The following is a 25,578-nucleotide window of genomic DNA, read 5'->3' on the forward strand; positions in this document are numbered from 1 at the left end:
CGCGACGGGGCCGGGGCTCCTCAGTCCGGCGCCCCGAGGAAGGCCAGCGCTCCGAGCACCATGGCCGCCACACCGGTGTCCAGCGTCGGCTGGATGACGGGAGCGAACGCGGGCGAGTGGTTGGACGGCAACCCGGCCAGGGCCTCCTCCAGCGACCGGCCCACGAACGCGGCGGGGTCGCTCCCCCCGAAGAACCAGTAGCCGCAGGCGGCACCGGCGGCCTTGACGAGTTCGGAGGCGTCCTCACTGCCGGGCTGCGGCCCAGGGTCCAGCAGACGCTCGGCCCCGAACACCGCGGCGAAGGCCTCGCGCAGCCGTGCCACGGCCGCCGGAGAGTTCACCACGGCGGGGAACGAGTGCTGCACCTCCACCTCGGGTGGACGGGGTGCCGCCGAGGCGGCGGCCTCCGCCTCGGCGATCCGGGCGATGCCGTCCAGGGCCCGGCGGCGCACGGGCTCGGTGAAGCTGCGCACCGACAGCAGCAGCTCGGCACGGTCCGCGATGACGTTGCCCGCCGTCCCGGCGTGGACCGCACCGACGGTGACCACGGCGGCCTCGGTGGCGGCGACGGTCCGGGAGACGATGGTCTGCAGGCGCAGGACGGTGGCGGCCGCCATCACCACCGGGTCGACAGTCGTCTCGGGCCGGGAGCCGTGGCCGCCCCGGCCGTGCAGGGTGATCCTCAGACCGTCGCTGGCGGCCAGGGCGGCTCCTTCGGAGAGCCCGATCCAGCCGGCGGGCGCGGGGGCGAGGTGCTGGGCCAGCAGGACGTCCGGCTTCGGGAAGCGTCGGAACAGCCCGTCCTCGACCATGGCCCGGGCGCCCTTGCCGAGCTCCTCGGCGGGCTGGAAGACGGCGAGCACGGTGCCCCGCCAGGCGGCGCGGTCGGAGTCGAGCAGGTCGAGGGCGCCCAGCAGGCAGGTGACGTGCATGTCGTGGCCGCAGGCGTGCGCGACGGGAGTGGTGCGGCCGTCGGGGCCGGTCGCACGGACGGTGGAGGCGTACGGCAGTCCGGTGCGCTCCTCCACCGGCAGCGCGTCCATGTCGGCGCGGAGCATCACCACGGGGCCCGGTCCGTTGTCGAGGCGGGCGACGACGCCGGTGCCTCCGACGCCCTCGACCACCTCCCAACCGCGCAGTCCCCGCAGCCGGCCGGCGACCAGGGCGGCCGTGCGGTGCTCCGCGAAGGAGAGCTCCGGATGGGTGTGGAGCTCACGGTAGAGGTCCTCGAGGCCGGAGCGGATCCGGTCCAGCCCGGCCTGCAGATGGGTGGGGAACATGGTCGTGCCTCCTCCGTCGGGGGCCCGTCACCGCTAGGGGCGCGGGCGCGGACCAGTCGGCCGGTGCGGCGGCCGGGTCGTCACTCGAGGTGCTCTGCGAAGCGCCGGCGCCGGCGGCGGTCACCGGCTCCGGCGACGGCGGGCGGCGGCCACGGCGAGGACGGTCGTGCCCAGAGCGCTCGCTCCCGCAGCCCAGCCGAGCAGGCCCGTGAGACCCTGCGCCCCGGTCGCGGGGAGGGTGGTCACGGGGCCGGTGGTGCCGGGCGGGGGTACGGGGCCGTCCGACGGCCCGGGCCCCGGCAGCGAGGGAGACGGATCCGGTGCGGGCTCTCCGGGGCCGGGCGGGGGCGCGGGGGCCTCCGCGCACTCGACCTCGTTGGTGACCTCCGCCGTGAGGTGATCATCCGTCAGTTCGGTGGTGTACGGCAGGGCTCGGTCCACCGTCGCGCCGTCGAGTCCGCTGAGGCGGGAGGAGACCAGGGCGCAGCCGGGGCGGGTCACCGTGGTGCTCTCGGAGACGGTGGCCCGGTCGCCGACCCGGTAGCCCGGCCGGGGACGGCCCCAGGGCTGTGGGGTGGCGCCGGCCCCGTCGGGTCCGGTGAGGGTGAGGATGGCGGCGAGGCCCTCGGGCTGGCGCCCGTCGGGGAAGCGCACGCCGTCCACCAGCCACTGCTTGGTCACCGTGACGTCGGCGGGGAGGACGGGCCTGTTGTGCACCAGGCAGCTGACGGCCTGGGTGCTGGGCACCGTGACGGTGAACGCGGTGCCGCGGTCGGCGACCGGCACGGCCTGCCCGGTGTTGAGGTTGGTGCACACCGCGTTGTGGCCGCCCCGGGTCACCAGTTCGTGCCCCGGCTGCTGGACTTCGGCGATGCTCACCGCGCCGCTGGTGGTCGTGGTGAAGACCGGCTGGAAGGCGACCGAGCCGGTGCCGTCGTCGGAGGTGGCCTTGGTGTCGGGCAGGCCGCCGATGCCAGGGTCGTCGGTGGTGGCGGTGAAGGTCCAGCCCGCACCGGCGTTGACGGATCCCGTGACGTCCTCGCCCTGGTTGCCGGCCGGGACGATCTGCTTGACCACCGAGAGGCTCCCCTGGCAGCGGGTCAGCGCCAGGTCGTGCAGGTCCCGTCCGGCCGCCTCGAAGTCGGCGGTCTGGAAGTGGTCGGCGCGCGTCAGGTTGGTGCCGTCGTAGAGCGTCGGGCCGGACAGGGCGCGCAGGTTGAGGCCGGAGACGCCCTCGACGCCCTTGCCGACGCCGAGCGCGATCACCCGGGCGCCGGTCGCCTTGACGGCGTTGGCCGCGAAGACGCCGTTCTCCACGTCCCGGAAGTGGGTCCTGGACCCGTCGCCCTCGGCCCCTTCCCCGAACCGGGTCGGGTTCCCGTCGGTGATCACCACCACCAACTCGTACCGCTGCGCGGCGGCGGCCACCGCGCCCAGGCCTTGGTCCCAGTTGGTGCCCTTGCCGAGCGCCCAGGGCGCGTAGAGCGCCTTGAAGGCGTCCGCCCCGGCCTTGGTGGAGACCGGCCGCAGCTCGGGGTGGTTGTCGGCCACGCTGGAGGCGGGGGACGCCTGGTCGAAGGAGAACAGCGCCATGCGGGACGGCGTCCCGGTGAGCGCGTCGGTGAAGGTGTCGGTGGCGGCCTTCAGCTGGGGCAGCGCGCTGCCCACCGAGGCGGACAGGTCGAGCACCACCGCGACGTCCAGTCCGCAGCCCACCGCCGGCAACGGGTTGGTCCGGGAGGACTGCCAGACCCCTCCGGAGGCGGTGTAGTTGGTGCCGAAGGTGTCGCTGGCCATGAAGCCGTCCGGGCCGGTGTCCAGCGAGGAGTAGGTCCGCCCGGCGGCAAGCGCGGGCGTTCGGAAGGCGTACGGCGAGGCGGTCGAGTCACTGCCGCTGCCCGGCCCGGTCCGCAGCGCGGGGTTGGTGAACCAGCCCGCCGGGACCCCGTCCGGGAGCTGCCGCACCCAGTACCGCGCCCCGGCGTTCGCTCCGCCGGCGCCGGTGTCCGGCACGCTGAAGGAACAGTCCCCGTCGGCGTCGGCCGTGCACACGCCCCAGGCCGGGTCCACCGGAGCGGCCGAGTCCACGGCCGCGTACAGGCCCAGCCGCACCCCCGCCAGCGGGGTCTCCACCAGGTCGCGGATGCGGTCCCCGCCGGTGCGCACCGTCACCACCGAACCGCCCGGCCCGGCCGTCGGCACCGCACGGCCCGCCGGGGGCACGGCGGGCGCGGCCGCGGCGGCCAGGGCGGAGGCGGCGATCAGCAACGCGGGCAGGGCACGGGGGAAGCCGAGCGGGGAGTCGAGAGGCACCAGGCGATTCTCACCCGGAAGCCCGATGAATCAGGTGATATCAGGTCATAGGCGCGTCAACCGGGGCGATCTGAGTGCGGGTCAGCCGGCGCGGCCCGGGTCCGTCCGGCCGGGGGCGGACCCGGGCACGGGGCGCAGTGGTCGGTCAGTGTGGTGGTTGCGGGATGCTGGGGGCCGGGGTTTCGGGGCGGCTCGGCCACCAGAAGTGACGCCCGGTCAGCAGGACGAGGGCGGGCACCAGGACGGTGCGGACCAGGAGGGTGTCGAGGAGTACGCCGACGCCGACGATGACGCCGATCTGGGTGAGCGTGATCAGGGGAAGGACTCCGAGGACGGCGAAGACCGCGGCCAGCAGGATGCCGGCGCTGGTGATGACCCCGCCGGTGGATGCCAGGGCCCGCAGGACGGCGCTTCGGGTGTCGTGGCCGCCGAGGGTGTCCTCGCGGGTGCGGGCGATGAGGAAGATGTTGTAGTCGACGCCGAGCGCGACGAGGAAGAGGAAGGAGAGCAGCGGGACGTTGGTGTCCAGGGCGGGGAAGTCGTAGACGGTGCGGAAGAGGATCCAGCTGGCGCCGAGTGCGGCGAAGTAGGAGGCGATGACGGTGGCGATGAGCAGCAGGGGCGCCACGATCGCGCGGAGCAGTACCGCGAGGACGAGAAGGACGATGCCGAGGACCAGGGGGACGACGGTGCGGGTGTCGTGCTCGTTGGCGCGTGCGGTGTCGAAGGCTTCGGCGGTCTCTCCGCCGACGAGGGCGTTGGCGGCGGGCAGTTGGGCGAGGGCTGAGCGCAGGCGCTCGATGGTGCGGTCGGACTCGCCGGTGCCGGGTTCGGCGGTGAGGACCGCTTGGGCGGTGGCGTAGCGGTCGGTGGTGGCGGCGGGGGTGACGGAGGCGACGCCGGGTACGGAGCGCGCCGCTGTGATGACCTGGTCCGCGGCGGCCGGGTCGGCGATGACGGTCAGGGGTGCTGCGGTGCCGGCGGGCTGGACGGCGGCGAGGGTGCGCTGGCCGAGGACGGCGTCGGGGGTCTTGCGGAAGGCGTCGGCCTGGGAGAGGCCGGTCTGCACTCCGAGTGCTCCGGCGGCGAGGGCGAGCAGCACCGCGGTGCCGGCGACGGCTGTCCGGGCGGGGCGCTCGGCGACGGCGGCCCCGATGCGTGACCACAGGCCGTTGCGGTCGGCGGTGAGCGGTTCTCCGACCTTGGGGACGAGCGGCCAGAACAGCCAGCGTCCCGGCAGGACGAGGGCGGCGGGCAGGACGACGAGGCCGAAGAAGACGGCCGTGACGATGCCGACGGCCCCGGCGAAGCCCAGGCCGCGGTTGCCGGTGAGCTCGGCCGCGAGGAGGGTCAGCAGGCTGAGCACGACGGTGGTGCCGCTGGCGAGCACGGCTGGCGCGGTGCCGCGCCACGCCCGGGCCATCGCGGTGAACCGGTCCTCGGTGAGGTGGAGTTCGTCCCGGTAGCGGGAGACCAGCAGGAGTGCGTAGTCGGTGCCCGCGCCGAAGACCAGGACGGACAGGATCCCGGCGGCCGAGGCGTCGACGTCCACGCCCGCGTGCGGTGCGAGGGCGCCGACCAGGATTCCCGCCACGCGGTCTCCGGCTCCCACCACCAGCAGGGGGACCAGCCAGAGGATCGGGCTGCGGTAGGTGACCAGCAGGAGCACGGCGACGACCGCGGCCGTGGCGAGCAGGAGGTTGGTGTCGGCTCCGGCGAAGATCTGCGCGACGTCGGCCCTGAAGGCCGGCGCCCCGGTCACCTCGGCTTTCAGGGGAGCGGGGAGGTCGGCGGAGGCGAGCTCGCGGATCCGGTCGACGGCCTGGGTGTTCTGCTCGTCGCCCGCGTCGGTGCGCAGCAGGACGGCGACGGTGGCGACCTTGCCCTGGACGGTTTCCGGTCGGGCTGCGTCGGGGGCCAGGCCGAGCTTGCCGAGCGCCTCGGCGCGTGCGCCGATCCAGGCCTGCTGAGTGTCCGTCAGGGGGCCGGAGTCGGTGTTGCTGTAGACGACGATGGCGGGTGCCGCAGCGCCGGAGGGGAGGGTCTTGACGATGGCCGCGGCCCGGGCGGACTGGGACTCGGCGGGAAGGCCGGTGCCGGTGGCCTCGGTGGTGGTGGCGTCGGCGGGGCCGAGTGCGAAGGCGGCGGCGAGTCCGAGCAGGGTGAGCAGGAGTACGAGCCAGGCGCTGGTGCGCGGCCGGGCCGGGAATCGGGGAGGGGCTGGCCGCTGGAGTGAGCCGGATGGACGCGGGAACACGGGATGGACCCTCACAGGATAGTTAAGTTACTTAGCTACTTTCACCGTGTCAGAATGGCGACCATGGCGCAACACCCCGTCTTCGGAGCCGACGGCGATCCGGATCGCACCAGCGCTACCCCGCCAAGCCCGCCAGGCGGCGAAGGGGCGGACGACCTGTCCGGCGCGTTGCGCGAGGTGCTCACCCTCACGCAACTGGCCCGGACCACCCTGGCCGAGCGCCTGGGAATGCCGCTGACCAACGTCGAAGCCGTCGAACACGTGGTGATGGCGTCCTCGGCCGGAGCTCCGATCGGGCCGGCCGAGCTGGCCCGGCGCCTGGGCGTCACCAGCGCCGCGGGTACCCAGTCGGTCAACCGCCTCGTCGCCGAGGGCCACCTCAGCCGCACCTCCCACCCCAGCGATGGCAGACGCCAGGTCCTGGACGCGACACCCAGCGGCCTCGGCCACGTGATGGGCGAACTGGCGCCGCTCCTGGCACTCCTGCACCGGGCGGCCGACGGCCTCGGCGAGCGCGAACGAGCAGGCGCCCTCCACTACCTCGCCAACGTCGCCGCCGCCTACCGCGCCTACCTCGACGCGGATCAGGACGACGCGACGAGCTGATCGGTCCGCGACGTGCATGGGGACGCGGCCGGCGCCGCACCCCCGGACCGGATGCTCCGCACCGTCCGGCTCGCGCACCCGATGCAGTGCGGAAGCGATGCAACTGACCCGTCTCCGGCGCAGCGCACACCCTGAACTCGGGAGATTCCCTCGAAGAACGGAGTGATCGCCATGTCTGTCGTCCGCAAGCTCCACGAGATCGGCCTCACCAGCGAACACGCCTACACCGCGGCGCTCGGCTCAGTCGGCCTGTCCCTCCTGAGCTGGGTCGTGTCGATGAAGGCGGAGAACGCGGGCGTGGAGAGGGCCGACCGTTGGGGCATCTTCGTCGGCGAGTGGGCGCCCACCTTCTTCGGCCTCGGCCTGGCCCTGGCCACCTACGAGGAGCCGCATGCCGCCGCGAAGACCCCTCTCGGCAGCTAGCCCACCGTCCGCACCGGCACGGCACGGATGCCGGGTCGCGGACGAACAGCCAGTGTGTGACGCTCGGTGTTCACGCCTTCACGGCGAGGCGTCACCGATTCCCAAGGAAAGGTACGGCCATGAGCGAGATGTCCGACAAGGTGCAGCACAAGGCCCAGGAGGTCCTTGGTACGGCCAAGGAGAAGGCGGGCGAGGTGAGCGGGGACGACCGGCTCAAGGCCGAGGGCCAGGCCGATCAGGCCGAGTCGAAGGTGAAACAGGCCGTCGACGAGGCGAAGGACAAGGTGCAGGAAGGCATCGACAAGATCAAGGGCGTGTTCGACCGGTGACCCGGGCGGTCACGTCGCCGAGGGAGGTGGGCACATGGCGCTGATCCTGTTCCTCATCCTGGTGGCCGTGGTCCTGGGCTTCGCGGGTGCGCTGATCAAGGGGATGCTCTGGCTCCTGGTGATCGGCGCGGTGATCTTCGTACTGGCACTGGTACTCGGCGGCGCCGAACTCGGCCGCCGCTCGCGACGCTGACTCGGCGTCCACTGGCTCCTCCCGGCCGTGGGGTCCGGAACCACAGTGTGGTTCCGGACCCCACGGCCGCCGTCGTCACCCTTCGTCCGCTAGACCTCCTGGGCGGGGTGGAAGTGGCGCTCGGCGGTGAGGTCCTCGCCCCGCCCGGCGGTGCCGACGCAGGCGACGAACAGGCGCCAGCCGTCCGCGCAGTCGGCGGTGAAGCCGTAGCGGACGGCGGGCGGAGCGGGGCGGGTGCTGTAGCGGTCGGCGCGGATGACCTGGTCGTCGGTGTCCCCGGCGGCCAGGGCCGTCAGCAGCGCCTGTTCCACCTGGGCGGTCGCCACCCTTGGTCCCGCGAGCGCGGGCGTCGGCTGCGGGGGCAGCCGCTCGGCGTCCTTGCGGGGCGGGGCGGTGCCGGATGCGCCGGTGATCATCCAGAACACCGCCCCCGCCCCGCCGAGCCTGACCACCAACCCGAAGGTCCGCCCCGGCCAGGCCCTGGCCGACTCCACCCCCTCGATCGCCGGCAGGTGGGTGAGCAGGAGGCGCTGGAGTTCGGCGGGAGTCACGATCGCGGCTCCGGTTTCGGGTCTCGGGGGCGTCTTGCACGAGCGGGTTCGCTCAGGCGGCGGCCAGGTCGGCGCGGCCGAAGAGCAGCGCGTAGCCGCCGGGCAGCTGGGCCAGGAGGCGGTCGGTGAGCTGGTCCCCGGCGAGGTCGGTCAGAGCCGAGAGGACGGCGGAGGCGTCCCAACGGGCGCTGGCGACGGTGGTGTTGAGGATGCGGGCGACGGATTCGACGAACGCGGGGCCGGCGACGGGTTCGGGCAGCGGAATCCGGGCCGCGAACTGCGCGCGGTCGCTTTCGGGCAGGGCGGCGGCGAGCGCGCAGCGTTCGTCACCGGTGAGCTGGCCGCCGAGAACACTCAGGACGGCCGCGAGGGCGCTCTCGGCTTCCTGGTCGCTGGGGTACCGGCCGGTGACGCGAATCCGCTGGATGAGGCGGCGGTGCCTGGTCATGGCGAGCTCTCTCCGGTAGTGGCCGTGACGGGGCGGCTCGTTGGTGGATGGGGTCAGGGCCGGTGGGACGGTCCGGGACGGCCGATGCGCCACGCACTCGGACCTCGTCCAGGAACGCGCTCCACCGCAGGGGCATGGTCCCTCCCGCTGTTCCTCGGAATCCGTTGCCCGTCGGGGCGGCCGCCGATCCTGCCGCCCAGCGCCGGGGCCGACGTACGGGCGCGCTCGGGTCAACTCGCCGCGCTGGTGCACGGCGCCGGCCATGCGCGTGCGAGGTCGAGCGTGACGACCCGGCCGAGGGGTGTTCCGCACCGCCCCCGGGGGGGGGGAATCGAGGCGGCGCGGAACAGCTTCGGAGGCTAGGCCCGGATCTGCTTGGGGCTCGCGCTGCTGTTGATGGCGATCTTGCGGGGCTTGGCCTTCTCCGCGACCGGGATCTTCAGGGTGAGCACGCCGGCGTCGTAGTCGGCGCTGATCCCCTCGGGGTCGAGGGTGTCGGAGAGCATGATCTGCCGCGAGAAGACGCCGAGCGGGCGCTCGGCGAGCTCCCACTTCACGCCCTCGCCCTCACGGCGGGGACGGCGCTCGGCCTTGACGGTCAGCATGTTGCGCTCGACGTCGATGTCGATCGCTCCCGGGTCCACCCCGGGCAGGTCGAAGCAGATCACGTACTCGTCACCGGCACGGTAGGCGTCCAGCGGCATCGGGGTCGGACGCGACCAGGTGCCGGTCGAGTTGATGAACTGCTGGGTGAGCCGGTCCAGCTCGCGGAAGGGGTCGGTGCGCATCAGCATCGGAAAACACCTCCAGGTGGTCGGGCTTGGGCAGCCAGTGCGCTTCACCTGGAACTGTTCTAACATGTCATCCGTCCGATGACAAAAAGCACCGTCGCCAAGAAAGTGACATCCATGCACGAGACACCGGCCCCCAGCCCGAAGGGCGCGAGGTCCCCCGGCGGACCGGCCTCCTTCATCGCCGCCGCGGCGGCTCTGGCCGCCATAGACGACGCCGTCCGCACCGCCCACGCACCGGCTCCCCCCGCCCCGCACCCCGCACCGGAGACCGGGCCCGAACCCGCCCTGGCCGCCCTCCTCCTGCTGCGTGAACTGCGCACCGAACTCGCGGGCTGGGAAGCCGGCCTCGTGGAGACCGCCCGGACCGCCGGCGCGACCTGGGCCGACCTGGCCCCGCCGATGGGCGTCGCCAGTCGCCAGGCGGCAGAGAACCGTTACCTGCGCCTACGACCCGGAACGCGCAGCGATCACTCCACCGGCGCCGAACGCGTCAAGGCCACGCGCGACCGCCGCGCCGCCGACCGCACCGTCAGCGACTGGGCCCGCACCAACGCAGCCGACCTGCGCGTCCTCGCCGCCCACCTCACCGCCCTCACCGATCTGCCCCGCGAGGCACACCGAGCCCAGAGCGACCTACGCACCGCGCTGGCGGCCGCCGACTCGGCCGACCTCCTCGCTCCCCTGGCCGATCTGGAACCTCACCTGGGCACGGCCCACCCCGACCTCGCCACCCGCCTCGCCGACCTCGCCCACCACACCGACCGACTGCGCCATGACAGCAACCGACGACGCTCCTGACACGCGCGACCAGCGCGACCGCTGGAACCAGCTCGCACGACGGCTCGACGACCTGCGAGCTCACGTCCAGGCCGAGACCGACCACGCCCTCGCCTCTCTCGACGCCCACGCCGCACGCCTCGCAGCCCTGCGGCGACAGATCGCCGGCCAGTGGCCCCCGTCCGGTCCGCGTCTCCCGGGCCCGTGACCACCCACCACACCGGGCGCGCACTGCCCAGCCCGACCGGCCGGCTGACGGACGGTCAGCGCGCAGCGCGCAAGCGACGAGGCCGGCGATCGACGCACCTCACCGCTGCAGCCGCGCCGACGACACCGTCACCGGCGCGGCGACTCCACATCCAGGCGCTCGTACGCGTGCGCGAGCTCGCTCGCCATTCCCGCGACCGAGTACCGCTCGCGCACCGTCGCCGCTCCGGCTGCGGCGACGCGGGCCAACGCCTGGGGCGGCGTCACGGCGAGCTCGGCCAGTCGTCCGGCGAGGGCGGAGGTCGAGTGCGTGGGCAGCAGGAAGCCGTTGACCCCGTCCTCGACGTAGTGCGGGACGCCGCCGCGCTGCGGCCCCGCCACGGGCAGCCCCGCGTCCATCGCCTCCAGGACGGCCAGGCCGAACTCCTCCTTGGCGCTCGGGCACACGTAGACGCACGTCCCCTCGCCCCGCGCTCCGGCCAACGTCCGCTCCAGCACCCGCACCTGACGGTTGGGCAGCGCCGGCCAGCACGCCAGGGTGCGCCGGGCGGCAGGGTGCGCCGAGAGCAGCTTGGCGATGCGTTCGCGCATCTCCCGTTCCACCGCGGTGCCCGAACGGGCCGATCCGCCCACCAGCAGCAGGGCGGTCCGGTGGTGCAGGCCGGCCTCGATCCACGCCTCGACCAACCGGTCCTGCTGCTTGACCGGGTGCAGCCGCCCCACCGTCAGGAACAGCCGCCTGCCGCGGGCCTCCGGGCCGAGCCCACCCTCGCCCCCGGCCCCGCCGAAGAGCCTGCGCAGAAATTGCTCGCCGAGGTCCCCGTCCCCGTCGGCCGGGACGAACGGGGGAATGCCCTCCGGCGGTGAGACCACCGGCCGGGCGCCGCGGGCACGCACGAGGTGCGGGTAGTGGGTCATCAACTCCCGGCCCCCTTCGGGCCCGGGAATGGTGACCAGCAGATCGCAGCGCTCGGCGAGCAGGTCGGCGGCGAAGACCCGGTGCAGGTCGGCGCGCAGGGCCGCCGCGGGCTCCGTGCACGGCGCCTTCCCGACGCCCCGGTGCCGCTCCCCCATCGTCCGGTGCGGATCGGGGGTGACGGTGAACGCGAAGCGCGCCCCGCTGCGCCGGGCCGCGTCCGCGACGGCCAGCGAGGCGTCGTCGGCGAAGCGGGCGTGCACGACCCCGGGGCGCGCGCCCTCAAGTGCCAGCAGGCGAGTGGTCCACCAGGCCAGGGCGGCCCGCGCCTCGGGCCCGCTGCCCGGATCGGCCGCGGCCCCGGGCACCGGGATCCGCAGGAGCCAGTGCTCCGGGCCCAGGCGGCTCACCAGCCCCTGGGACAGGTCGCCGCCGCCCGCGGTGGCCAGGGTCAGGACCCGCGCGATCCGGCCCGTGGCGGTCAGTGCGTCGCCGAGCGCACGCACCAGGACGCTCATCCCGCCGCTCGGGCCCGCACCCGGCTCCTCCAGGCGGCCGAGCATCATGCTCTGGGCCACCACCGTCCCCGCCGGTCGCACGGCGGGCAGCCCCTCGACGGCGCGGCGGAACTCCTCCCCGGCGGGGTGACCGGGCGCGGACCGGTGCCAGGCCGCGGAGAGCAGCAGCGCCTCGTGGCGGTCGGCCGGGGTACGGCTCCGTTCGGGCAGCACGGCCGCGCCGTCCCGCAGGCCCGACAGGTACCGCCAAGCGGCCTGCCGGACCGGCCGGTCACGGCTGTGGGCCGCCGCCGCGCACTCCGCCGCGGTCAGGGGCGACAGGCCGTGCGACTCGGCCAGATCGAGCAGGTGAGCCCACTCCGGCGCGGGCGGGCCGGACAGGAGGCGGCTGCGCAGTGCGGCCGCGGCCTCACCGCCGAGCCCCGACCGCACCGTCACGTCCCAGGCCTGCGCCAGCGCGCTGCGCTGCAGCGCTCCCCCGCGCGACACCTGCACCAGCCACCACGGATCGGCCGGAACCCCGGCCCGGGCGACGCGCCGCAACTGCGCCGTCAGGAGGTCCTCCGGTGGCAGCACCCCCTCGCCCTCCGGACTGGGGCGGTGGCCGTACTCGGCCCGTGCGAGAAGCGCCAGGAGGTCGTCTCCGGGCGGTTCCTCCGCTGCCGGATCCGCGTGGTGGAGGCGCCATGCGGCGAGCGCATCGGGTTCGGCCGGCCTGTTCCCTCGCACAGGGGCGAACGGGTGGTGCGCCATGGGGACGTCCTTCCGTCGTCGGCCATCACCTCCCCTTCGACGCCGCCGGGCCGAAAGGATGGGACCGGGTCCGGCGGTGTGTGCACGCCCGTCTCCACGTGCCACGATCGGGAGCGGCACGCCCGGTCGATCCACCGGGCGTCGCCGATGCCGCCGAGCCTGGAGGATGACGTGCCCCGAGTCGTCGTGGTCAGCCCCCCGTTCCGCTCGCACGCCGCGCCCCTGAGCGTCCTCGGCGCGGCCCTGCGCGAGGAGGGCGCCGAGGTGACCCTGGCGTGCGCACCGGCCTTCGCCGACCTGGCCGACCGGCACGGCCTGGGCTTCGCCGAGCTCACCGTCACCCGCAATGCCAACACCGGTGTCGCCGAGCGGACCGTGCAGGCAGGGTCGGAGAGCGCCCGGCTGCGGGAGTTCCTCGACGCGACCCGCGACGGGGCGATCCCCACGCTGCTCACCCAGGCGCGTCACCGGGCGGCGGACATGCTCCCCGACCCCGACCTCGTCCTGGAGGCCGTACGCGCGACGGACCGACGGCTCGCACCGGACTGGTACCTGGTCGACCAGCTCAGCTACCCCGTGACCCTGGCCATGCACTGCCTCGAACTGCCCTACGCGACGTTCTGCCCCGGCCACCCCAGCTACCTCCCGACCCGGCCAAACGCCTACTTCGGGCTCCCCTGGGCCTGGCCCGCGGCTCTGCGCCCGCCTCTCGAGGACATCGAGGTGCTGCGAACAGCAGCGGAGGACAACGACCGGGCCTTCACCGCCGCGTTCCGTGAGGTCGCCGACAGGCACGCACCCCACCTGCCCGAGGTGGAGCGAGCTTTCGCGCTCTGCTCCTCACGGGCCGTCGTCTTCAACTACCCGCGCCTGCCGGACCTGCCGGCCGCTCCCGCCGGGCCCGCCGCGATCTACGCGGGCCACTGCACCGAGACGCTCCCCCGACCGGGACTGGACGAGACCTGGCAGGCCGTCGTCGCCAGGCTGGCCTCGGGCGGTCGGCCCGTGGTGCTGGTCGCCTTCGGTACGTTCCTGTCCGCCCGCCACGACGTCCTCACCGCCGTCGCCGAAGCGGTGCTGACCCACACCGACGCGTCCGTGATCGTCGCGGCCGGCGACCGGGTGCCCGAACTCTCCCGGAGCCCGGTCCTCGCCGCGGCCTCCACGGCACGGCTCCACCTCGCCGACACCGTCCCGCAGCAGGCCCTCCTCGGCCACTGCGCCGCCATGGTCCACCACGGCGGCAACAACTCCTTCACCGAGTGCCTCGCAGCGGGTGTGCCCGCGCTCGTCCTCCCGTTCTCCAGCGACCAGTTCGCGATCGCCCACGACGTCGAACGCTCCGGCCTCGGGCTCGTACTCGACCCCAACGGCGCAAGCGTGGTCACGATCGGCACGGCCCTGGCGCACCTGCTGACCGGTGGCTTGGAGTCGAACCGGACCGTAGCCGAGGACGTCCTCGCGGCAGGTCCTCGGAACTCCGCGCGGCGACTGCTCGGCGTGATGGACGACCGGCCGAGGCGCCCACGGTCGGTCAGTTGAGCGAGGGGAAGCGGGTACTGCGCGCCGGCGCCGATCGCGTGCACGGTAGGCCCTAGGTGGTCCTGCGCAACTGCGGTGGCACCGGCCGAGCCTGAGGTGTTCGAGGCGGTTGCGGCGTCGAGCACCAGCTGGGTGAAGCGTTGACGGTAGCGCCCGCTGTGCTCATCGGTGTGATCGTCATCCCGCTCCTCCGAGTCGCCGAGGCCTTCGTCCTCGTCCTCGCTGAGGTCTGCGAGCTGCTCTCGCGGGGTGGCGGGGTCGACCTACGCGGGTGCCGGCCAGGAGGTGGCCCGGCCCCGGACGGGAGCGGCTCGCCGGTCGTCCTCGCCAATGCCGTCGGGGGGCGCGTCCGCCGACGGCAGGAAGTCGGCACGGGCGTCCGCCCCCGCCCCGTCCGCGGCCCGCGCCGCCGCGAGCAGCTCGCTCGCGGTCCTGGTGCTCGCAGGGTCGGCGGCCTCGGCCATCAGCCGGGTGGCGACGGCGGCATCCGTCTGCGGCGGGACGACGAGGAGGTTCAGCCGGCGGGGTGCGTACGAGCAGACCATGATCGTGTGCTCGTCCTGCTCGGCGGTGAACCAGCCCGCGTGGACGGTGTGGCCCGCGACCGGGATCCGCCGCGGGACGAGGGGCCACTGTGCGGGGTTCACGGTGATCCGGGTGATCCGGCCCCACCGCTTGTCGATCTCGGCTGCCAGGGAAGGGAGCTCGAGAAGAAGGTCACGAGACCGGGGCCACCAGGCCCCGTCCAGCCGTCCGGCCCTCACGCCGATCGGCGCCATGGACAGCCGCAGACGGGACTCTGGAATGGCAGACGTCGTCGCACGATCGGGTAGAGCAGTCATGACCGAAGACCTGTCTCCGAACCCGGCTCGAGGCCGACTCCGGGATAGCCGTTCGCCGGAGACGACGCCAGTGTCCGGTGCCGGCATGCGAAGTGCCTTCGGTGATGCCCAGGCTACTCTCTGCCGGGCCTCGGCCGCTGCCACGGTGAAGGACGAGGCCGAGGGCCCAGCGGAGACCGCGGTGCGAGCGTCGCGCCCGTCGGCGCGGGCCGGCCACTCGCACCGCGGCGGGTCCGCGGATCGGGGCCTCTCGGCCGGCCTGCTGCGGCTACGGGGCGTCGGAGTAGCCGAGGTCGCCGATGGTCCAGCTGCTGATGTCCTCGATGGCGATGCGGTACATGCCGCCGGTGTGAGGCAGCGCGAAGTCACCCTGAAGGATCTTCGCCCGGTGGAGGTGGAGGTGGGTGGGCTGTACGGGCGGGCCGTCGGCGGACGGTGCGAAGAGGGCGGCGAACGGCTTCAGGTGCTCCGACGCCTGGAGGACCTCCGCCACACGTTCCCACCACAGGGTCACCGGTGCGAGCCTGCCGGTGATCACAGCTCCGGGAACCACCACGGTCAGGGACATCTGGTTGCTGTGCTCGGACTCCACCATCGCGGCGATGTCGACGAGCAGCCTGTCTGGGTTCGACATGGCGGACAGGATAGAACATCGCGTCCGTGTCCCCACAGCTCTGGGCGGCGAACCCGACGGGTGCCTTCGCCGGACACGCGTCCGGCCCTACGCGGTGGCGGTCCGCAGATGCCACTGGACTCGGTCCGCCCGGCGGCGTCGGCGGGACGGCGGGCCTGGAGGGTGGGGCCGACCCCTGGCGGGAGAGCACCGCGCAGATGGACTCGATGGCGGCATGCCGCATGCCCCGGAGAGCGCGTCGGCCCGCACCGTCCACTCGATGCACGGTACGGGCTGCGGTGTTCACAGCGGACGACCTGACGCCTCCTGCCTCGGAGTTCGGACATCTCGACAGAGGGTGGAGTGATGCGTTCGCGGCGCGATCCGAAGTCGACGAGCACCGCGATGTCGCCACCGCCTGCGACCCCGATGGCACGGCCGAGGCCGTACTGGTCGTGGTGGCGCTTCTATCCGGGCCTTCGAGGGGCTGGCGGGCAGGACGCAGCGCACTGCTGCATAGTTCGGCGTTTCTTGCAGCACGCGCCGAAGATCGTGGGCACGTGCCCTCTTCGTGAAATCTCCCTGCGGACTGCGGCGGAAATTTCGTGCGCACCGCCCCGCCATGATCGGCGGCGGTTCCGGTGGACTTCGCGTCGCCCCTCTGGATGCGGCGGTGTCCGGCGGTCGGGTGATTCGCCCTGCAGGGCGGACAGGTAGCCGGCACGCGCATGAGGTGCGATGCACGCCCAACCATCCTTCTGGCGTGGCATGTTGAAGGCCCTGTGACCTTGCGGTCGACAGGGCGCGTGAAGGGCAGGCGCGAAACCAGGGGTGGAAATTCCGCCCGCTGGGGGTCTGACCCTGCTACAGTCGCCTTAGTTGCAGTAGTGGTTCCCATGAACTTTGTGTGCGCCTGCTGATGTATCGCAGGCGCATTTTCTGTTTCCCGGCTCTTCCCCGGGTGGGTGCTCATCGCGGCGACTCGGAGCGAGCACGGTGCACGCTCCGGACAGCCCCTTGAAGGAGATTTCTTTATGGCTAATGGCACTGTGAAGTGGTTCAACTCGGAAAAGGGCTTCGGCTTCATCGAGCAGGACGGTGGCGGCGCTGACGTCTTCGCCCACTACTCGAACATCAACGCCAACGGCTTCCGTGAGCTGCTCGAGGGCCAGAAGGTCGAGTTCGACGTCACGCAGGGCCAGAAGGGCCCGCAGGCCGAGAACATTCGCCCGCTGTAGTACATCTGCCACGGCACCCGCCCAGCAGCGAGGGGCCCGCACCGCGTACACGTTGCCCGGTGCGGGCCCTTCGGCATTGCTCCACCACGTACAGCCCCCGGCCGCTTCGGCCTCCTGGCTCCGCCACCGGCGGCCTCCCCACGCGAGACGAACAGCGCCGCGTCCGGATCGCCGCCATGCCGTGACATCTCACGGCTCGAGGATCGCTGCTCCCGCCCTGCGCGGTGAGCGCCGGCCTGAGGTGACGTGCCGCACGGTCTCACCGTCCACGCCCCGCCCCACACGTTCGGTCCGTTCCCCACGGTCTCCAGCCGGCGCCTCGCGCTGCGGAGCCGCCGCGCGACGTGCCGCCCCAGGAAGGTCTCCCGCATGAGCCACTCCAGCCGCTCCAGCCGCTCCCCGTACCAGAACGCCGACTCCCGGACCTCGGCCTCCTCCCGCTCCGGCGGCAGCTCCTTCTACGGCGACCGGCCCTCCGGCGCGGGCCGGCGTCCATCCGGCCCGACGGGCCGTCAGGGTGTCCTCGTGCACGGGGAGTTCGCGATGCCGGTGAGCACCACTCCGCCGCTGCCGCCGGTGGAGGCCTTCGAGGACCTGGCGCTGCCGAAGGCCCTGCTGTCGGTGCTGACCGCCCAGGGCGTCACGGCCCCGTTCCCGATCCAGGCCGCCACCCTCCCGAACTCACTGGCAGGACGTGACGTGCTCGGCCGGGGCCGCACCGGGTCCGGCAAGACCATCGCGTTCGGTCTCGCCGTGCTGGCCCGCACCGCCGGGGCGCGGGCCGAGCCGCGCCGTCCGCTCGCGCTGGTCCTGGTGCCCACCCGTGAACTGGCGCAGCAGGTGACCGAGGCGCTGACCCCGTTCGCCCACGCGGTGCGGCTGCGGATGGCGGCCGTGGTGGGCGGGATGTCGATCGGCCGCCAGGCCCACGCCCTGAGGCACGGCGCGGAGGTGGTGGTGGCCACCCCGGGCCGGCTCAAGGACCTGATCCAGCGAGGCGACTGCCGGCTGGACCGGGTCGCGGTCACGGTGCTGGACGAGGCGGACCAGATGGCCGACATGGGCTTCCTACCGCAGGTCACCGAGCTCCTCGACCAGGTCGCCGAGGGCGGCCAGACCATGCTGTTCTCCGCCACGCTGGACCGCAACGTCGACCGCCTGGTGCGGCGCTTCCTCAAGGACCCGGTCACCCACTCGGTGGACCCCTCGGCCGGGGCGGTCAGCACCATGGAGCACCACGTGCTGCACGTCCAGCGCCACGACAAGGACGCCACCATCGCCCACATCGCCTCGCGCGACGGCGGGGTGATCATGTTCGCCGACACCAAGCACGGCGCGGACCGCCTGGTCCGGGACCTCCTCGCCAACGGCGTCAAGGCCGCAGCCCTGCACGGCGGCAAGTCCCAACCGCAGCGCACCCGCACCCTGGAGCAGTTCCGCACCGGAGCGGTGACCGCGCTGATCGCCACCAACGTCGCCGCCCGCGGCATCCACATCGACGGCCTCGACCTGGTCGTCAACCTCGACCCGCCCACCGACCACAAGGACTACCTCCACCGCGGCGGGCGCACCGCCCGGGCCGGCGAGTCCGGCACCGTCGTCACCCTGGTGCTGCCCAACCAGCGCCGCGCGATGGACCGGATGATGACCACCGCCGCCATCACCCCCGTCACCACCCGGGTCAGCGCAGGCGACGAGGACCTGGCCCGCATCACCGGCGCCCGGGTGCCCACCGGCATCCCCACCGTGATCGCCGTCCCCGCCGTCGAGCGTCCGAGCCGCAGCGCGGCCAAGAGCCGCAACCGGCGCAGGCGCCCCACCCAAGCCGTCGGCGCCGCCGGCGCGACCACCGCGGGACGCGTCGGCCAGGGCTCCTCCGGCCGCCGCCGGGCGCCCCGACGCGTCACCCTCGCCGCCTAGGTCCCGGTGACGGGCCCGACCGCCACCCAGCGGTGCGGGCCCGCCCCGGCGGAACACGCCGCCGTCAGCACCCCCACGCCGCCGGCCCCCGGCGGAAGCGACCACCAAGGAGTCCGCCCATGACCGTCGCCCTCGAACGTCCCGCCACCACCACGGTCCGCGACCTGATGACCGGCCCCGAGCTTCAGATCAGCGACGACGTCATGATCGACGTCGCGATCCACATCCTGCACGGCTCCGGCGCCGACCACCTGCTGGTCCGCGACGACGAGGGCCGCTGCGCGGGCCTGCTGACCCGCGCCCACCTCGCCCCCTTCCGGGCCGGCTCCAGGTCCGCCGCACGGACCCCGGTACGCGACCTCGTCCTCGGCCAAGGCCCTTTCGCCGCCGCCGACATGCCCGCCACCACCGCAGCCGCCGCCATGCGCGCCCGGGGCCTGACCGTGTGGCCGGTCGTCGACCACGACGGCCACGCCATCGGCCTCCTCAGCCTCTGAACCCACCCCCGCCACCACCCGCCGACAGCCTCCGCCTTGCCCCCGGGCGCTACGCCCGCTCCAGCAGCTTCCTGCGGGCAGCGGCGTCACCCGGGGCGGTGCGGCAGATGGAGTTCTGCGCGGCCGGCGGTGGGCACGTGTCGCTCACCGCGGGCCGGTCTCGCTGGATCGTCAGGTGGGTCAGGTGTCGGCGTCGGGTTCCTGGCCGTGCTGGGCTCGGCGGAGTTGTTCGTTGATGCGCAGGGCTTCTTCGAGCTGGTCCTCGAGGATGATGATGCGGCAGGCGGCGTCGATGGCGGTGCCTTGGTCGACGAGGTCGCGGGCGCGCATCGCGAGCCGCAGTTGGTAGCGGGAGAAGCGGCGGTGTCCGCCGTCGGAGCGCAGTGGGGTGATGAGGCCCTGTTCGCCGAGGGAGCGTAGGAAGCCGGCGGTGGTGCCGGTCATCGCGGCGGCGCGGCCCATGGTGTAGGCGGGGTAGTCGTCGTCGTCGAAGGAACTGACGCTGTCGGGGGTGTCCGGCCGGTTGGTGGTCGTGGTCACTGCACCTCTCTCTGTTACCTGTTCGGGAACGCGTGGAGGGGCCCCGGCGCCATTGCGGCTCCGGGGCCCCGAAGGGGAACTTCACCATCTACCGGCCCTGGGCCGGTCCTTGTGTCCGCGGCTCCTCCGAAGAGGATGACTGCGGGGATCGCGTATGCGTGACCGGAAACCACCGTCCTTCGTAGCTGAGGGGTCTGCGGTGTCCGCCCGGACGAGGACTGCTCATCTCACGGGCCGGGCGATCCTGATGGTGCTAGCGCCCTCCGTTCTTCCTGTGCGTCAACTGACATCCTGCGAACTGCTGTACTGCCACCTGCTGATACTGCGTACCTGCCTGTACTGCTGTGGTGGCCATCCCGGCCCACCACCTCGTCCGGCAGCCAGCCCCGTCGCCCGTCCTACATGTCCTGCTCGGCTTGGAACCCCACTGCACGGACTTCCCAGCACGCGCGCCCGCAGTCCGGCGCCTTTGCTGAGATCCTGCCTCCTGCAACCACTGGTGACTGCGAATCGACTGCACCTGCGCTTGCCGCGGTACCGCCTTCCGGTGGCCCCTGATCACTGCGGGCCACCTGGTACGGCTGCCAGTCCCGTCACCGTCCTGCACCTGCCGTGGCTCCGGAACTCCGCTGCCGTACCGCATCTCCTGCAGCACACCCACCTGCCCGGCGTGCAGCTCAGTACTGCCCGTACTGCTTCTCCACCAACTGCGGTACCGCTGGTGGCAGCCCCTGATCACTGCGGGCTGCCCGGCCCGGCCGCCGGTCCTGTCGCCGTACTGCACCAACCCTGGCTCCAGAACCCCACAACCGTGCCGAGACTTGCGAACTTCCTTACTGCTCCCGCCAGTTCGTGCCTGGCGGGCCTTTCTGACTTCTGGCTACGAGAGAAACACTAACCACGCCCCGTGCCAATGTCTACTCCGGCCAGCATAGATTTTTCGGTGTTCGGGTGGGAGATAGTCTTCGGCCCGCGTGCGGGGCGGAAGGCGCCTCACGTGAGCTGGGACAATGCGCGGGAGGGTGAACGGTGGAGGAGGCCAGGGGCAGGCCGGCAGGACGCATGCCCGCCCCCATACGGGTGAGTCCCTGCTGGCCGCCCTCGCTGAGGCCGTCCACGACCACGACGAACGGACGCTGCGCCGGCTCCTGGCACGCTTCGCAGAACAGGCCACCCTCGCCGACCTGCCCGCACTCAGCTCCGCCCTCGGCGCGGGCCAGCGCGGGCGTGGGCGCGGCAGGCCGCGGCGCTCCCGGTAGACGGCCGGGGCTCAGCACTCGGGGAGCGTCAGTCCAGGGCCCCGCTGCAGGTCTCCGACCGTGCACTTGCCGTCGCCGTCGGCATCCAGCGCGTCCAGGACAGCGATGCACTCCGGGTTCTCCATCAGCGCGGGCACCGCGTGCTCCACGACGTCCTCTGCCGCCGCCCGGCGCCCGCCGGGCGGCGGCAGAGGCAGGGGCTCAGGCCGCGGCCGCGAGGTCGGCCCTGCCGAACAGCAGCGCGTAGCCGCTCGGCAGGTGGGCGAGGACGCGGTCAGTGAGCCGGTCACCGGCGAGGTCGGCGAGGGCGGCCAGGACCGAGGAGGTGTCCCAGCGGGCGGTGGCGTGGGTGGTGCCCAGGGTGCGGGCGACGACTTCGACGAAGCCGGCCCCGGTGACCGCCTCGGGAATGGGGATCTGGGAAACGAACAGAGCGCGGTCGCACTCGGGCAGGACCGCTGCCAGCGCGCTGCGTTCGTCGCCTGTGAGCTGGCCGCCGAGAACACTCAGGACGGCCGCGAGGACGCTCTCGGCTTCCTGGCTGGTGGGATAGCGGCCGTTGGCGCGGATCTGCTCGATGAGGTGGCGGTGCCGGTTCATGGCGGTGGCCCTCCTGGAACGGCGGACGGAGCGGTCAGGGGCGGTGACCGGGCTGGGGCCGGCCAAAGAGCAGGTCGTAGCCGGGCGGGAGTTGGAGCAGGACGCGTTCGGTGAGCTGGTCGCCGGCGGCGTCGGCGACGGTGCTGAGCACCGCGCCGACGTCCCACAGGGCGGTGGCTTCGGTGGCGCCCTCGATCCAGGCGGCGGTGGCGCGCACGAACCGCTCGGGGGTGAGCGGCTCGACCGCCTGCAGCGGATTCAGCAGCACCAGGGTCAGGGTGACCGGCAGCCGGGCGGCCAGGTGGGCGCGGACCTCGCCCGCCAGGTGGGCGCCGAGCAGGCCCATCACGACCCGGGCGGCGCGCTCGGCCTCCTCGGGGGTGTCGTATTCGCCGCGTACTCGGACCTCGTCCAAGAACGCGCTCCATCGCAGGGTCATGACCTCTCCTGCTGGGTATTCAGGGGCGGTTGAGGAGTCGGCCCGGTCAGGGCTCGACCGCCAGGGTCCGGTCGGTGCCGGTCAGACGCAGCAGCCGGCTCACGCGGGCTGCCGGCGCGCGCAGGACGAGCCGCCTTCCCTGCCGGTGAGCGTCGCCCGCGGCCGCGACCAGCGCGCCGAGGCCGACACAGTCCATGAAGGTGACCTGCGAGAGGTCGAGCACGACGACGTGGTGCTCACGCAGGGCGTCGGTCAGGGCGCGGCGCAGTGCGGGGGCGGTGGCGAGGTCGATCTCGCCACCGGACCTCAGCAGTGCGGGCGCGGAAGTGCGCTGCGGCATCGCTCTTCTCCCTCTGCCGGGCCGTGGCCGCGGCCGTTCACGTCTGGTCAGGGAGGCGTGAGTTGAGGGGTGTTCCGCGCCGCCCCCAGGGGGAATTGAGGCGGCGCGGAACAGCTTCGGAGGCTAGGCCCGGATCTGCTTGCGGCCGGCGCTGTGACCGATGGTGATCTTGCGGGGCTTGGCCTTCTCCGCGACCGGGATCTTCAGGGTGAGCACGCCGGCGTCGTAGTCGGCGCTGATCCCCTCGGGGTCGAGGGTGTCGGAGAGCATGATCTGCCGCGAGAAGACGCCGAGCGGGCGCTCGGCGAGCTCCCACTTCACGCCCTCGCCCTCACGGCGGGGACGGCGCTCGGCCTTGACGGTCAGCATGTTGCGCTCGACGTCGATGTCGATCGCTCCCGGGTCCACCCCGGGCAGGTCGAAGCAGATCACGTACTCGTCACCGGCACGGTAGGCGTCCAACGGCATCGGGGTCGGACGCGACCAGGTGCCGGTCGAGTTGATGAACTGCTGGGTGAGCCGGTCCAGCTCACGGAAGGGGTCGGTGCGCATCAGCATCGGAAAACACCTCCAGGTGGTCGGGCTTGGGCAGCCAGTGCGCTTCACCTGAGACTTTTGTAGCATGTCATCCATTCGATGACAAACAGCCATGTCACCTAGAAGGTGACACCTGAGGCGCGACGCCACCCACCCCTCCCACAGGTACCACTGGCCCCGACGAGCCCCTCTCCTTCCTCACCGCCGCCACGGCCCTGACCCCGGCCGCCATACACGACACCGTCCGCACCGCCCGCTCCCGGGCATTCGCCGACTCGGGCAGCGGATCGTCGAGCGGGCCCGAGGCCGCTCTGACCGCGCCCCTGCTCCTTCGCGAGCTACGCGCCGAACTCGTCGACTGGGAAGCCGGCCCACCGCGGCTCGCAGCGGACGGCGCTCAGGCCCTCCCCCACCCGCCTCGGCGGCCGACCCGGGCGATGACGTGGGAACCGAGGAGCCTGGTGGTGGAGTACGGCGTGTCGATCGCCGAGATCGCCGCCGAGGTCCGGGAGGAAGTGGTCGGCGCGGTGTAGCGCATGACGGGTCTTCAGGTCGTCGAGGTGAACATCAACGTGGTCGACGTCCACCTGCCCGACGAGGACGACGAAGACGCCCCCCACCCGTGTCCGCTAGGCAGTGTCCTGTCGATCAGTTGAGTCGTTGATAGGACTGTGGGACATAGGGGTGATCTGACGGATGCTCAGTGGGAGCGGCTCGAGCCGCTCCTGCCGGTGAGCAACGGGCGTTGTGGCCGGTGGCGGAATCACCGGCAGGTGGTGAACGGGGTTCTGTACCGGATCCGCACCGGTGTGCAGTGGCGTGACCTGCCGGAACGGTACGGGCCGTGGAAGACCGTTCACGAGCGGCATCGCCGCTGGTCGGCGGACGGCACCTGGGAGCGGCTGCTCCAACGGGTGCAGGCCGAGGCGGACGCGGCAGGGGACATCGACTGGGACGTCTCGGTGGACTCCACCTCGGTCCGCGCGCATCAGCATGCGGCCGACGCCCGGCACGCACCACCTCCTCCGTCCTCGAGAGTCAAGGGGGGCTCCGCTCAAGCGGTCAGGTCCGCTCGGATCCGGGCGGACCTGGTCGCCCTGCTGGTGGAGGTGGTGCGGGAGGTGAGGCGCTCGGCCGCTCACGCGGCGGGTTCACGACCAAGGTCCACCTGAGCGCGGACGGCCGATGCCGGGTCCTGTCACTGGTCCTGACACCCGGTCAGCAGGCCGACTGCACACAGTTCGAGGCCGTCATGGCCCGGATCAGAGTGCCCCGCCTGGCCACCGGCCGACCCCGCACGACACCCGACAGCGTCAGCGCCGACAAGGGCTACAGCAACCGCCAAACCCGCGCCTACCTGCGCAGACGCGGGATCCGCCACGTCATCCCGGAGAAGGCCGACCAGGCGGCCGGCCGCATCCGGCGCGGACGCGTCGGTGGCCGACCACCCGGCTTCGACAAGGAGCGCTACGAGAAACGCAACACCGTTGAGCGGGCCATCAACAAGCTGAAGAACTTCCACGCGGTCGCGACCAGATACGACAAGCGCGCCTACGTCTACCTCGGCACTGTGACCGCCGCGGCGCTGCTGATCTGGCTCCGCTCGTGATCGCCAGGACAGTGCCTAACGCCGCGCTCATCTCTGTGGCCGCCAACACCCCCGCCGTAAACGGCGGATGAGCATCCGGGGCGCGACGTACGCGCAGCGTGGCCGCAGGGCAGCGCTGTGGTGGCCGTGTGCCCGGGCTCACAGCGGCCCGGATGTGACCGGGGCCACGAATCCGCCCTGCTGCGGGCCGCCCGGGAGCCGGACGGTGACCGCGAATCAGCTCCCGGCGTGATCTATACCAGCGGTAATACCGCGCTGAGCTGGGACTTCTCCGAGACCCTTGGAGATCGCACCAGCTCGCTCCTAGCTTCGAAACCAGTGCAACGAGCACTTCCCGGGTTCACCCCCGAGGCACGGCGCACCGGCTCACCCCGGCGCCGCAGGCCGGGGTGAGCGGGTCGGAGCCGGTACGCCAGACGCCTACCGGACCGACCGCGACGACCTAGTCGGACGGACCGGCCCCTCCCCGGGGCCTGGTTCCGCCTGCCTGCCCGGGGCGTCCGAGAGGATCCGCATGAGCACCCGTCACGCCGCCGCCGAGTCCGCCGCCACCGCCCCCACCGTCACCAAGCGCACCAAGCGCGCCCGTCTCGGCATGGCCGCCCTGGCCGTCGCGGTGCTCCCGTTCGCCGGACTCGCCACGGCCACCTCGGCCTCGGCCGCCACCACCTCCACCTGGGACAAGGTCGCGCAGTGCGAGTCCAGTGGTGACTGGAGCGCCAACACCGGCAACGGCTTCTACGGCGGACTCCAGTTCACCCCGTCCACCTGGGCGGAGTTCGGCGGCACCCAGTACGCGCCCAGCGCCGACCAGGCCACCCGCGCCCAGCAGATCGACATCGCCGAGAACGTCCTCGCCGTCCAGGGCCCCGGCGCCTGGCCGGTGTGCAGCGGCGTGGCCGGGCTGACCTCGGGCGGCACCGCCGCGAACGTGGACACCAGCTCCTCCGCCACCAGCTCCTCCACCTCCGCCGGCACCTCCGCCGGCACCTCCGCCGGCACCGGCAGCAGCTCCTCGAAGAGCAGCACCTCGTCCTCCACCGGCACCGCCTCCGACGGCAGCTACACCGTGCAGAGCGGCGACACCCTCGGCGGCATCGCCGCCGCCAACGGCACCAGCACCGAGGCCCTCTACGCCGCGAACGCCCAGGTCGTCGGCTCCGACCCGAACCTGATCTACCCGGGCCAGGTCCTCGCCGTCTGACCCTCCCTCAGGAGCGCCCCCGGCGTGCTCTCC

General features: G+C 72.9%; 26 protein-coding genes and 2 pseudogenes. 13 read left to right on the top strand and 15 right to left on the bottom strand.

Going from position 1 to position 25,578, the window contains the following annotated elements:
- Positions 1-20 precede the first annotated feature (20 nt).
- The 3 genes from ACWCYY_RS31440 to ACWCYY_RS31450 form a co-directional block, all read right to left on the bottom strand.
- Positions 21-1,280, bottom strand: a complete 1,260-nt coding sequence (locus ACWCYY_RS31440) for an amidohydrolase (protein ID WP_449797954.1) — start codon at positions 1,278-1,280, stop codon at positions 21-23.
- Positions 1,281-1,400: 120 nt separating this feature from the next.
- Positions 1,401-3,593: a vWA domain-containing protein gene (locus ACWCYY_RS31445; RefSeq protein WP_449797955.1), complete on the bottom strand. Its 2,193-nt coding sequence runs from the start codon at positions 3,591-3,593 to the stop codon at positions 1,401-1,403.
- Between the two features lie 145 nt (positions 3,594-3,738).
- Positions 3,739-5,850 carry an MMPL family transporter gene (locus ACWCYY_RS31450; RefSeq protein ID WP_449797956.1) on the bottom strand — a complete coding sequence of 704 codons (2,112 nt, stop codon included), beginning with the start codon at positions 5,848-5,850 and terminating at the stop codon, positions 3,739-3,741.
- Between the two features lie 63 nt (positions 5,851-5,913).
- Here ACWCYY_RS31450 and ACWCYY_RS31455 point away from each other — a divergent pair, with 63 nt between their 5' ends.
- The 4 genes from ACWCYY_RS31455 (at position 5,914) to ACWCYY_RS31470 (ending at position 7,401) form a co-directional block, all read left to right on the top strand.
- A complete protein-coding gene (locus ACWCYY_RS31455) occupies positions 5,914-6,456 on the top strand; it encodes a MarR family winged helix-turn-helix transcriptional regulator (protein WP_449797957.1) in 543 nt (180 codons plus the stop codon).
- Positions 6,457-6,627: 171 nt separating this feature from the next.
- On the top strand, positions 6,628-6,879 hold the full coding sequence (locus ACWCYY_RS31460) for a hypothetical protein (RefSeq protein WP_449797958.1): 252 nt from the start codon (positions 6,628-6,630) through the stop codon (positions 6,877-6,879).
- 119 nt (positions 6,880-6,998) lie between these two features.
- Positions 6,999-7,208: a CsbD family protein gene (locus tag ACWCYY_RS31465; protein ID WP_449797959.1), complete on the top strand. Its 210-nt coding sequence runs from the start codon at positions 6,999-7,001 to the stop codon at positions 7,206-7,208.
- A 34-nt stretch (positions 7,209-7,242) separates the two neighbouring features.
- Positions 7,243-7,401, top strand: a complete 159-nt coding sequence (locus ACWCYY_RS31470) for a hypothetical protein (RefSeq protein ID WP_345289867.1) — start codon at positions 7,243-7,245, stop codon at positions 7,399-7,401.
- Positions 7,402-7,490: 89 nt separating this feature from the next.
- Here the strand turns inward: ACWCYY_RS31470 and ACWCYY_RS31475 are convergent, their stop codons facing one another.
- The 3 genes from ACWCYY_RS31475 to ACWCYY_RS31485 all read right to left on the bottom strand — a co-directional run bounded on the left by ACWCYY_RS31475 (position 7,491) and on the right by ACWCYY_RS31485 (position 9,194).
- Positions 7,491-7,952: a hypothetical protein gene (locus ACWCYY_RS31475; protein WP_449797960.1), complete on the bottom strand. Its 462-nt coding sequence runs from the start codon at positions 7,950-7,952 to the stop codon at positions 7,491-7,493.
- Between the two features lie 52 nt (positions 7,953-8,004).
- Positions 8,005-8,400, bottom strand: a complete 396-nt coding sequence (locus tag ACWCYY_RS31480) for a DUF2267 domain-containing protein (protein WP_345289870.1) — start codon at positions 8,398-8,400, stop codon at positions 8,005-8,007.
- Between the two features lie 359 nt (positions 8,401-8,759).
- Positions 8,760-9,194, bottom strand: a complete 435-nt coding sequence (locus tag ACWCYY_RS31485) for an Hsp20/alpha crystallin family protein (protein ID WP_345289871.1) — start codon at positions 9,192-9,194, stop codon at positions 8,760-8,762.
- Positions 9,195-9,308: 114 nt separating this feature from the next.
- On the opposite strand from ACWCYY_RS31485, the gene ACWCYY_RS31490 reads away from it, so the two are divergent.
- Together ACWCYY_RS31490 and ACWCYY_RS31495 are read left to right on the top strand one after the other, a co-directional pair.
- On the top strand, positions 9,309-9,992 hold the full coding sequence (locus tag ACWCYY_RS31490; protein WP_345289872.1) for a hypothetical protein: 684 nt from the start codon (positions 9,309-9,311) through the stop codon (positions 9,990-9,992).
- Positions 9,967-10,179 (top strand): hypothetical protein, encoded by a 213-nt coding sequence (locus ACWCYY_RS31495; protein ID WP_449797961.1) that lies wholly within the window; start codon positions 9,967-9,969, stop codon positions 10,177-10,179. Before ACWCYY_RS31490 ends, ACWCYY_RS31495 begins: the two co-directional genes overlap by 26 nt.
- 128 nt (positions 10,180-10,307) lie before the next feature.
- On the opposite strand, the gene ACWCYY_RS31500 is transcribed toward ACWCYY_RS31495, so the two are convergent.
- Positions 10,308-12,188, bottom strand: coding sequence for a glycosyltransferase (locus ACWCYY_RS31500; protein WP_449797962.1), 1,881 nt, complete (start codon positions 12,186-12,188; stop codon positions 10,308-10,310).
- 348 nt (positions 12,189-12,536) lie between these two features.
- Between ACWCYY_RS31500 and ACWCYY_RS31505 the strand changes: the two genes are divergently transcribed.
- On the top strand, positions 12,537-13,907 hold the full coding sequence (locus tag ACWCYY_RS31505) for a glycosyltransferase (RefSeq protein ID WP_449797963.1): 1,371 nt from the start codon (positions 12,537-12,539) through the stop codon (positions 13,905-13,907).
- A gap of 263 nt (positions 13,908-14,170) precedes the next feature.
- Here ACWCYY_RS31505 and ACWCYY_RS31510 read toward each other — a convergent pair whose 3' ends face one another.
- Positions 14,171-14,836, bottom strand: coding sequence for a DUF5994 family protein (locus ACWCYY_RS31510; RefSeq protein WP_449797964.1), 666 nt, complete (start codon positions 14,834-14,836; stop codon positions 14,171-14,173).
- Between the two features lie 181 nt (positions 14,837-15,017).
- Positions 15,018-15,383: a hypothetical protein gene (locus ACWCYY_RS31515; RefSeq protein ID WP_345289877.1), complete on the bottom strand. Its 366-nt coding sequence runs from the start codon at positions 15,381-15,383 to the stop codon at positions 15,018-15,020.
- 1,013 nt (positions 15,384-16,396) lie between these two features.
- On the opposite strand from ACWCYY_RS31515, the gene ACWCYY_RS31520 reads away from it, so the two are divergent.
- From ACWCYY_RS31520 to ACWCYY_RS31530, 3 genes are all read left to right on the top strand, one after another.
- Entirely contained in the window at positions 16,397-16,600 is a 204-nt protein-coding gene (locus ACWCYY_RS31520; protein ID WP_280697877.1) for a cold-shock protein, read from the top strand.
- Positions 16,601-16,969: 369 nt separating this feature from the next.
- Positions 16,970-18,520, top strand: coding sequence for a DEAD/DEAH box helicase (locus ACWCYY_RS31525; protein WP_449797965.1), 1,551 nt, complete (start codon positions 16,970-16,972; stop codon positions 18,518-18,520).
- Positions 18,521-18,639: 119 nt separating this feature from the next.
- Positions 18,640-19,017 (top strand): CBS domain-containing protein, encoded by a 378-nt coding sequence (locus tag ACWCYY_RS31530; RefSeq protein ID WP_345289880.1) that lies wholly within the window; start codon positions 18,640-18,642, stop codon positions 19,015-19,017.
- Between the two features lie 180 nt (positions 19,018-19,197).
- Here the strand turns inward: ACWCYY_RS31530 and ACWCYY_RS31535 are convergent, their stop codons facing one another.
- From ACWCYY_RS31535 to ACWCYY_RS31560, 6 genes are all read right to left on the bottom strand, one after another.
- The gene (locus tag ACWCYY_RS31535) at positions 19,198-19,479 is read right to left on the bottom strand and encodes a helix-turn-helix domain-containing protein (RefSeq protein ID WP_345289901.1); all 282 of its coding nucleotides are present in this window, start codon (positions 19,477-19,479) and stop codon (positions 19,198-19,200) included.
- 1,348 nt (positions 19,480-20,827) lie between these two features.
- Positions 20,828-20,965 (bottom strand): hypothetical protein, encoded by a 138-nt coding sequence (locus ACWCYY_RS31540; protein ID WP_449797966.1) that lies wholly within the window; start codon positions 20,963-20,965, stop codon positions 20,828-20,830.
- A gap of 52 nt (positions 20,966-21,017) precedes the next feature.
- The gene (locus ACWCYY_RS31545; RefSeq protein ID WP_449797967.1) at positions 21,018-21,416 is read right to left on the bottom strand and encodes a DUF2267 domain-containing protein; all 399 of its coding nucleotides are present in this window, start codon (positions 21,414-21,416) and stop codon (positions 21,018-21,020) included.
- A 34-nt stretch (positions 21,417-21,450) separates the two neighbouring features.
- Positions 21,451-21,855 (bottom strand): DUF2267 domain-containing protein, encoded by a 405-nt coding sequence (locus tag ACWCYY_RS31550; RefSeq protein ID WP_345289883.1) that lies wholly within the window; start codon positions 21,853-21,855, stop codon positions 21,451-21,453.
- Positions 21,856-21,901: 46 nt separating this feature from the next.
- Positions 21,902-22,195, bottom strand: coding sequence for an STAS domain-containing protein (locus ACWCYY_RS31555; RefSeq protein WP_449797968.1), 294 nt, complete (start codon positions 22,193-22,195; stop codon positions 21,902-21,904).
- Positions 22,196-22,318: 123 nt separating this feature from the next.
- Complete coding sequence (locus ACWCYY_RS31560) at positions 22,319-22,753, bottom strand: Hsp20/alpha crystallin family protein (RefSeq protein ID WP_345289885.1); 435 nt, start codon at positions 22,751-22,753, stop codon at positions 22,319-22,321.
- A gap of 443 nt (positions 22,754-23,196) precedes the next feature.
- Here ACWCYY_RS31560 and ACWCYY_RS31565 point away from each other — a divergent pair.
- The 3 genes and pseudogenes from ACWCYY_RS31565 to ACWCYY_RS31575 all read left to right on the top strand — a co-directional run.
- Positions 23,197-23,388: pseudogene (locus tag ACWCYY_RS31565) on the top strand (Asp23/Gls24 family envelope stress response protein); the annotation flags it as partial.
- Positions 23,389-23,403: 15 nt separating this feature from the next.
- A pseudogene (locus ACWCYY_RS31570) lies at positions 23,404-24,341 on the top strand (IS5 family transposase).
- 514 nt (positions 24,342-24,855) lie between these two features.
- On the top strand, positions 24,856-25,545 hold the full coding sequence (locus tag ACWCYY_RS31575) for a LysM peptidoglycan-binding domain-containing protein (RefSeq protein ID WP_449797969.1): 690 nt from the start codon (positions 24,856-24,858) through the stop codon (positions 25,543-25,545).
- Positions 25,546-25,578 lie beyond the last annotated feature (33 nt).

It is taken from the genome of Kitasatospora sp. NPDC001664 (assembly GCF_053596675.1).

What these genes read in the sequence shown, in the direction of transcription:
- ACWCYY_RS31440 (WP_449797954.1), bottom strand. Translation starts at nt 1,280, where the DNA reads ATGTTCCCCACCCATCTGCAGGCCGGGCTGGACCGGATCCGCTCCGGC.
- ACWCYY_RS31455 (WP_449797957.1), top strand. Translation starts at nt 5,914, where the DNA reads ATGGCGCAACACCCCGTCTTCGGAGCCGACGGCGATCCGGATCGCACC.
- ACWCYY_RS31460 (WP_449797958.1), top strand. Translation starts at nt 6,628, where the DNA reads ATGTCTGTCGTCCGCAAGCTCCACGAGATCGGCCTCACCAGCGAACAC.
- ACWCYY_RS31465 (WP_449797959.1), top strand. Translation starts at nt 6,999, where the DNA reads ATGAGCGAGATGTCCGACAAGGTGCAGCACAAGGCCCAGGAGGTCCTT.
- ACWCYY_RS31470 (WP_345289867.1), top strand. Translation starts at nt 7,243, where the DNA reads ATGGCGCTGATCCTGTTCCTCATCCTGGTGGCCGTGGTCCTGGGCTTC.
- ACWCYY_RS31480 (WP_345289870.1), bottom strand. Translation starts at nt 8,400, where the DNA reads ATGACCAGGCACCGCCGCCTCATCCAGCGGATTCGCGTCACCGGCCGG.
- ACWCYY_RS31485 (WP_345289871.1), bottom strand. Translation starts at nt 9,194, where the DNA reads ATGCTGATGCGCACCGACCCCTTCCGCGAGCTGGACCGGCTCACCCAG.
- ACWCYY_RS31490 (WP_345289872.1), top strand. Translation starts at nt 9,309, where the DNA reads ATGCACGAGACACCGGCCCCCAGCCCGAAGGGCGCGAGGTCCCCCGGC.
- ACWCYY_RS31495 (WP_449797961.1), top strand. Translation starts at nt 9,967, where the DNA reads ATGACAGCAACCGACGACGCTCCTGACACGCGCGACCAGCGCGACCGC.
- ACWCYY_RS31510 (WP_449797964.1), bottom strand. Translation starts at nt 14,836, where the DNA reads ATGCCGGCACCGGACACTGGCGTCGTCTCCGGCGAACGGCTATCCCGG.
- ACWCYY_RS31515 (WP_345289877.1), bottom strand. Translation starts at nt 15,383, where the DNA reads ATGTCGAACCCAGACAGGCTGCTCGTCGACATCGCCGCGATGGTGGAG.
- ACWCYY_RS31520 (WP_280697877.1), top strand. Translation starts at nt 16,397, where the DNA reads ATGGCTAATGGCACTGTGAAGTGGTTCAACTCGGAAAAGGGCTTCGGC.
- ACWCYY_RS31525 (WP_449797965.1), top strand. Translation starts at nt 16,970, where the DNA reads ATGAGCCACTCCAGCCGCTCCAGCCGCTCCCCGTACCAGAACGCCGAC.
- ACWCYY_RS31530 (WP_345289880.1), top strand. Translation starts at nt 18,640, where the DNA reads ATGACCGTCGCCCTCGAACGTCCCGCCACCACCACGGTCCGCGACCTG.
- ACWCYY_RS31535 (WP_345289901.1), bottom strand. Translation starts at nt 19,479, where the DNA reads ATGGGCCGCGCCGCCGCGATGACCGGCACCACCGCCGGCTTCCTACGC.
- ACWCYY_RS31545 (WP_449797967.1), bottom strand. Translation starts at nt 21,416, where the DNA reads ATGAACCGGCACCGCCACCTCATCGAGCAGATCCGCGCCAACGGCCGC.
- ACWCYY_RS31550 (WP_345289883.1), bottom strand. Translation starts at nt 21,855, where the DNA reads ATGACCCTGCGATGGAGCGCGTTCTTGGACGAGGTCCGAGTACGCGGC.
- ACWCYY_RS31555 (WP_449797968.1), bottom strand. Translation starts at nt 22,195, where the DNA reads ATGCCGCAGCGCACTTCCGCGCCCGCACTGCTGAGGTCCGGTGGCGAG.
- ACWCYY_RS31560 (WP_345289885.1), bottom strand. Translation starts at nt 22,753, where the DNA reads ATGCTGATGCGCACCGACCCCTTCCGTGAGCTGGACCGGCTCACCCAG.
- ACWCYY_RS31575 (WP_449797969.1), top strand. Translation starts at nt 24,856, where the DNA reads ATGAGCACCCGTCACGCCGCCGCCGAGTCCGCCGCCACCGCCCCCACC.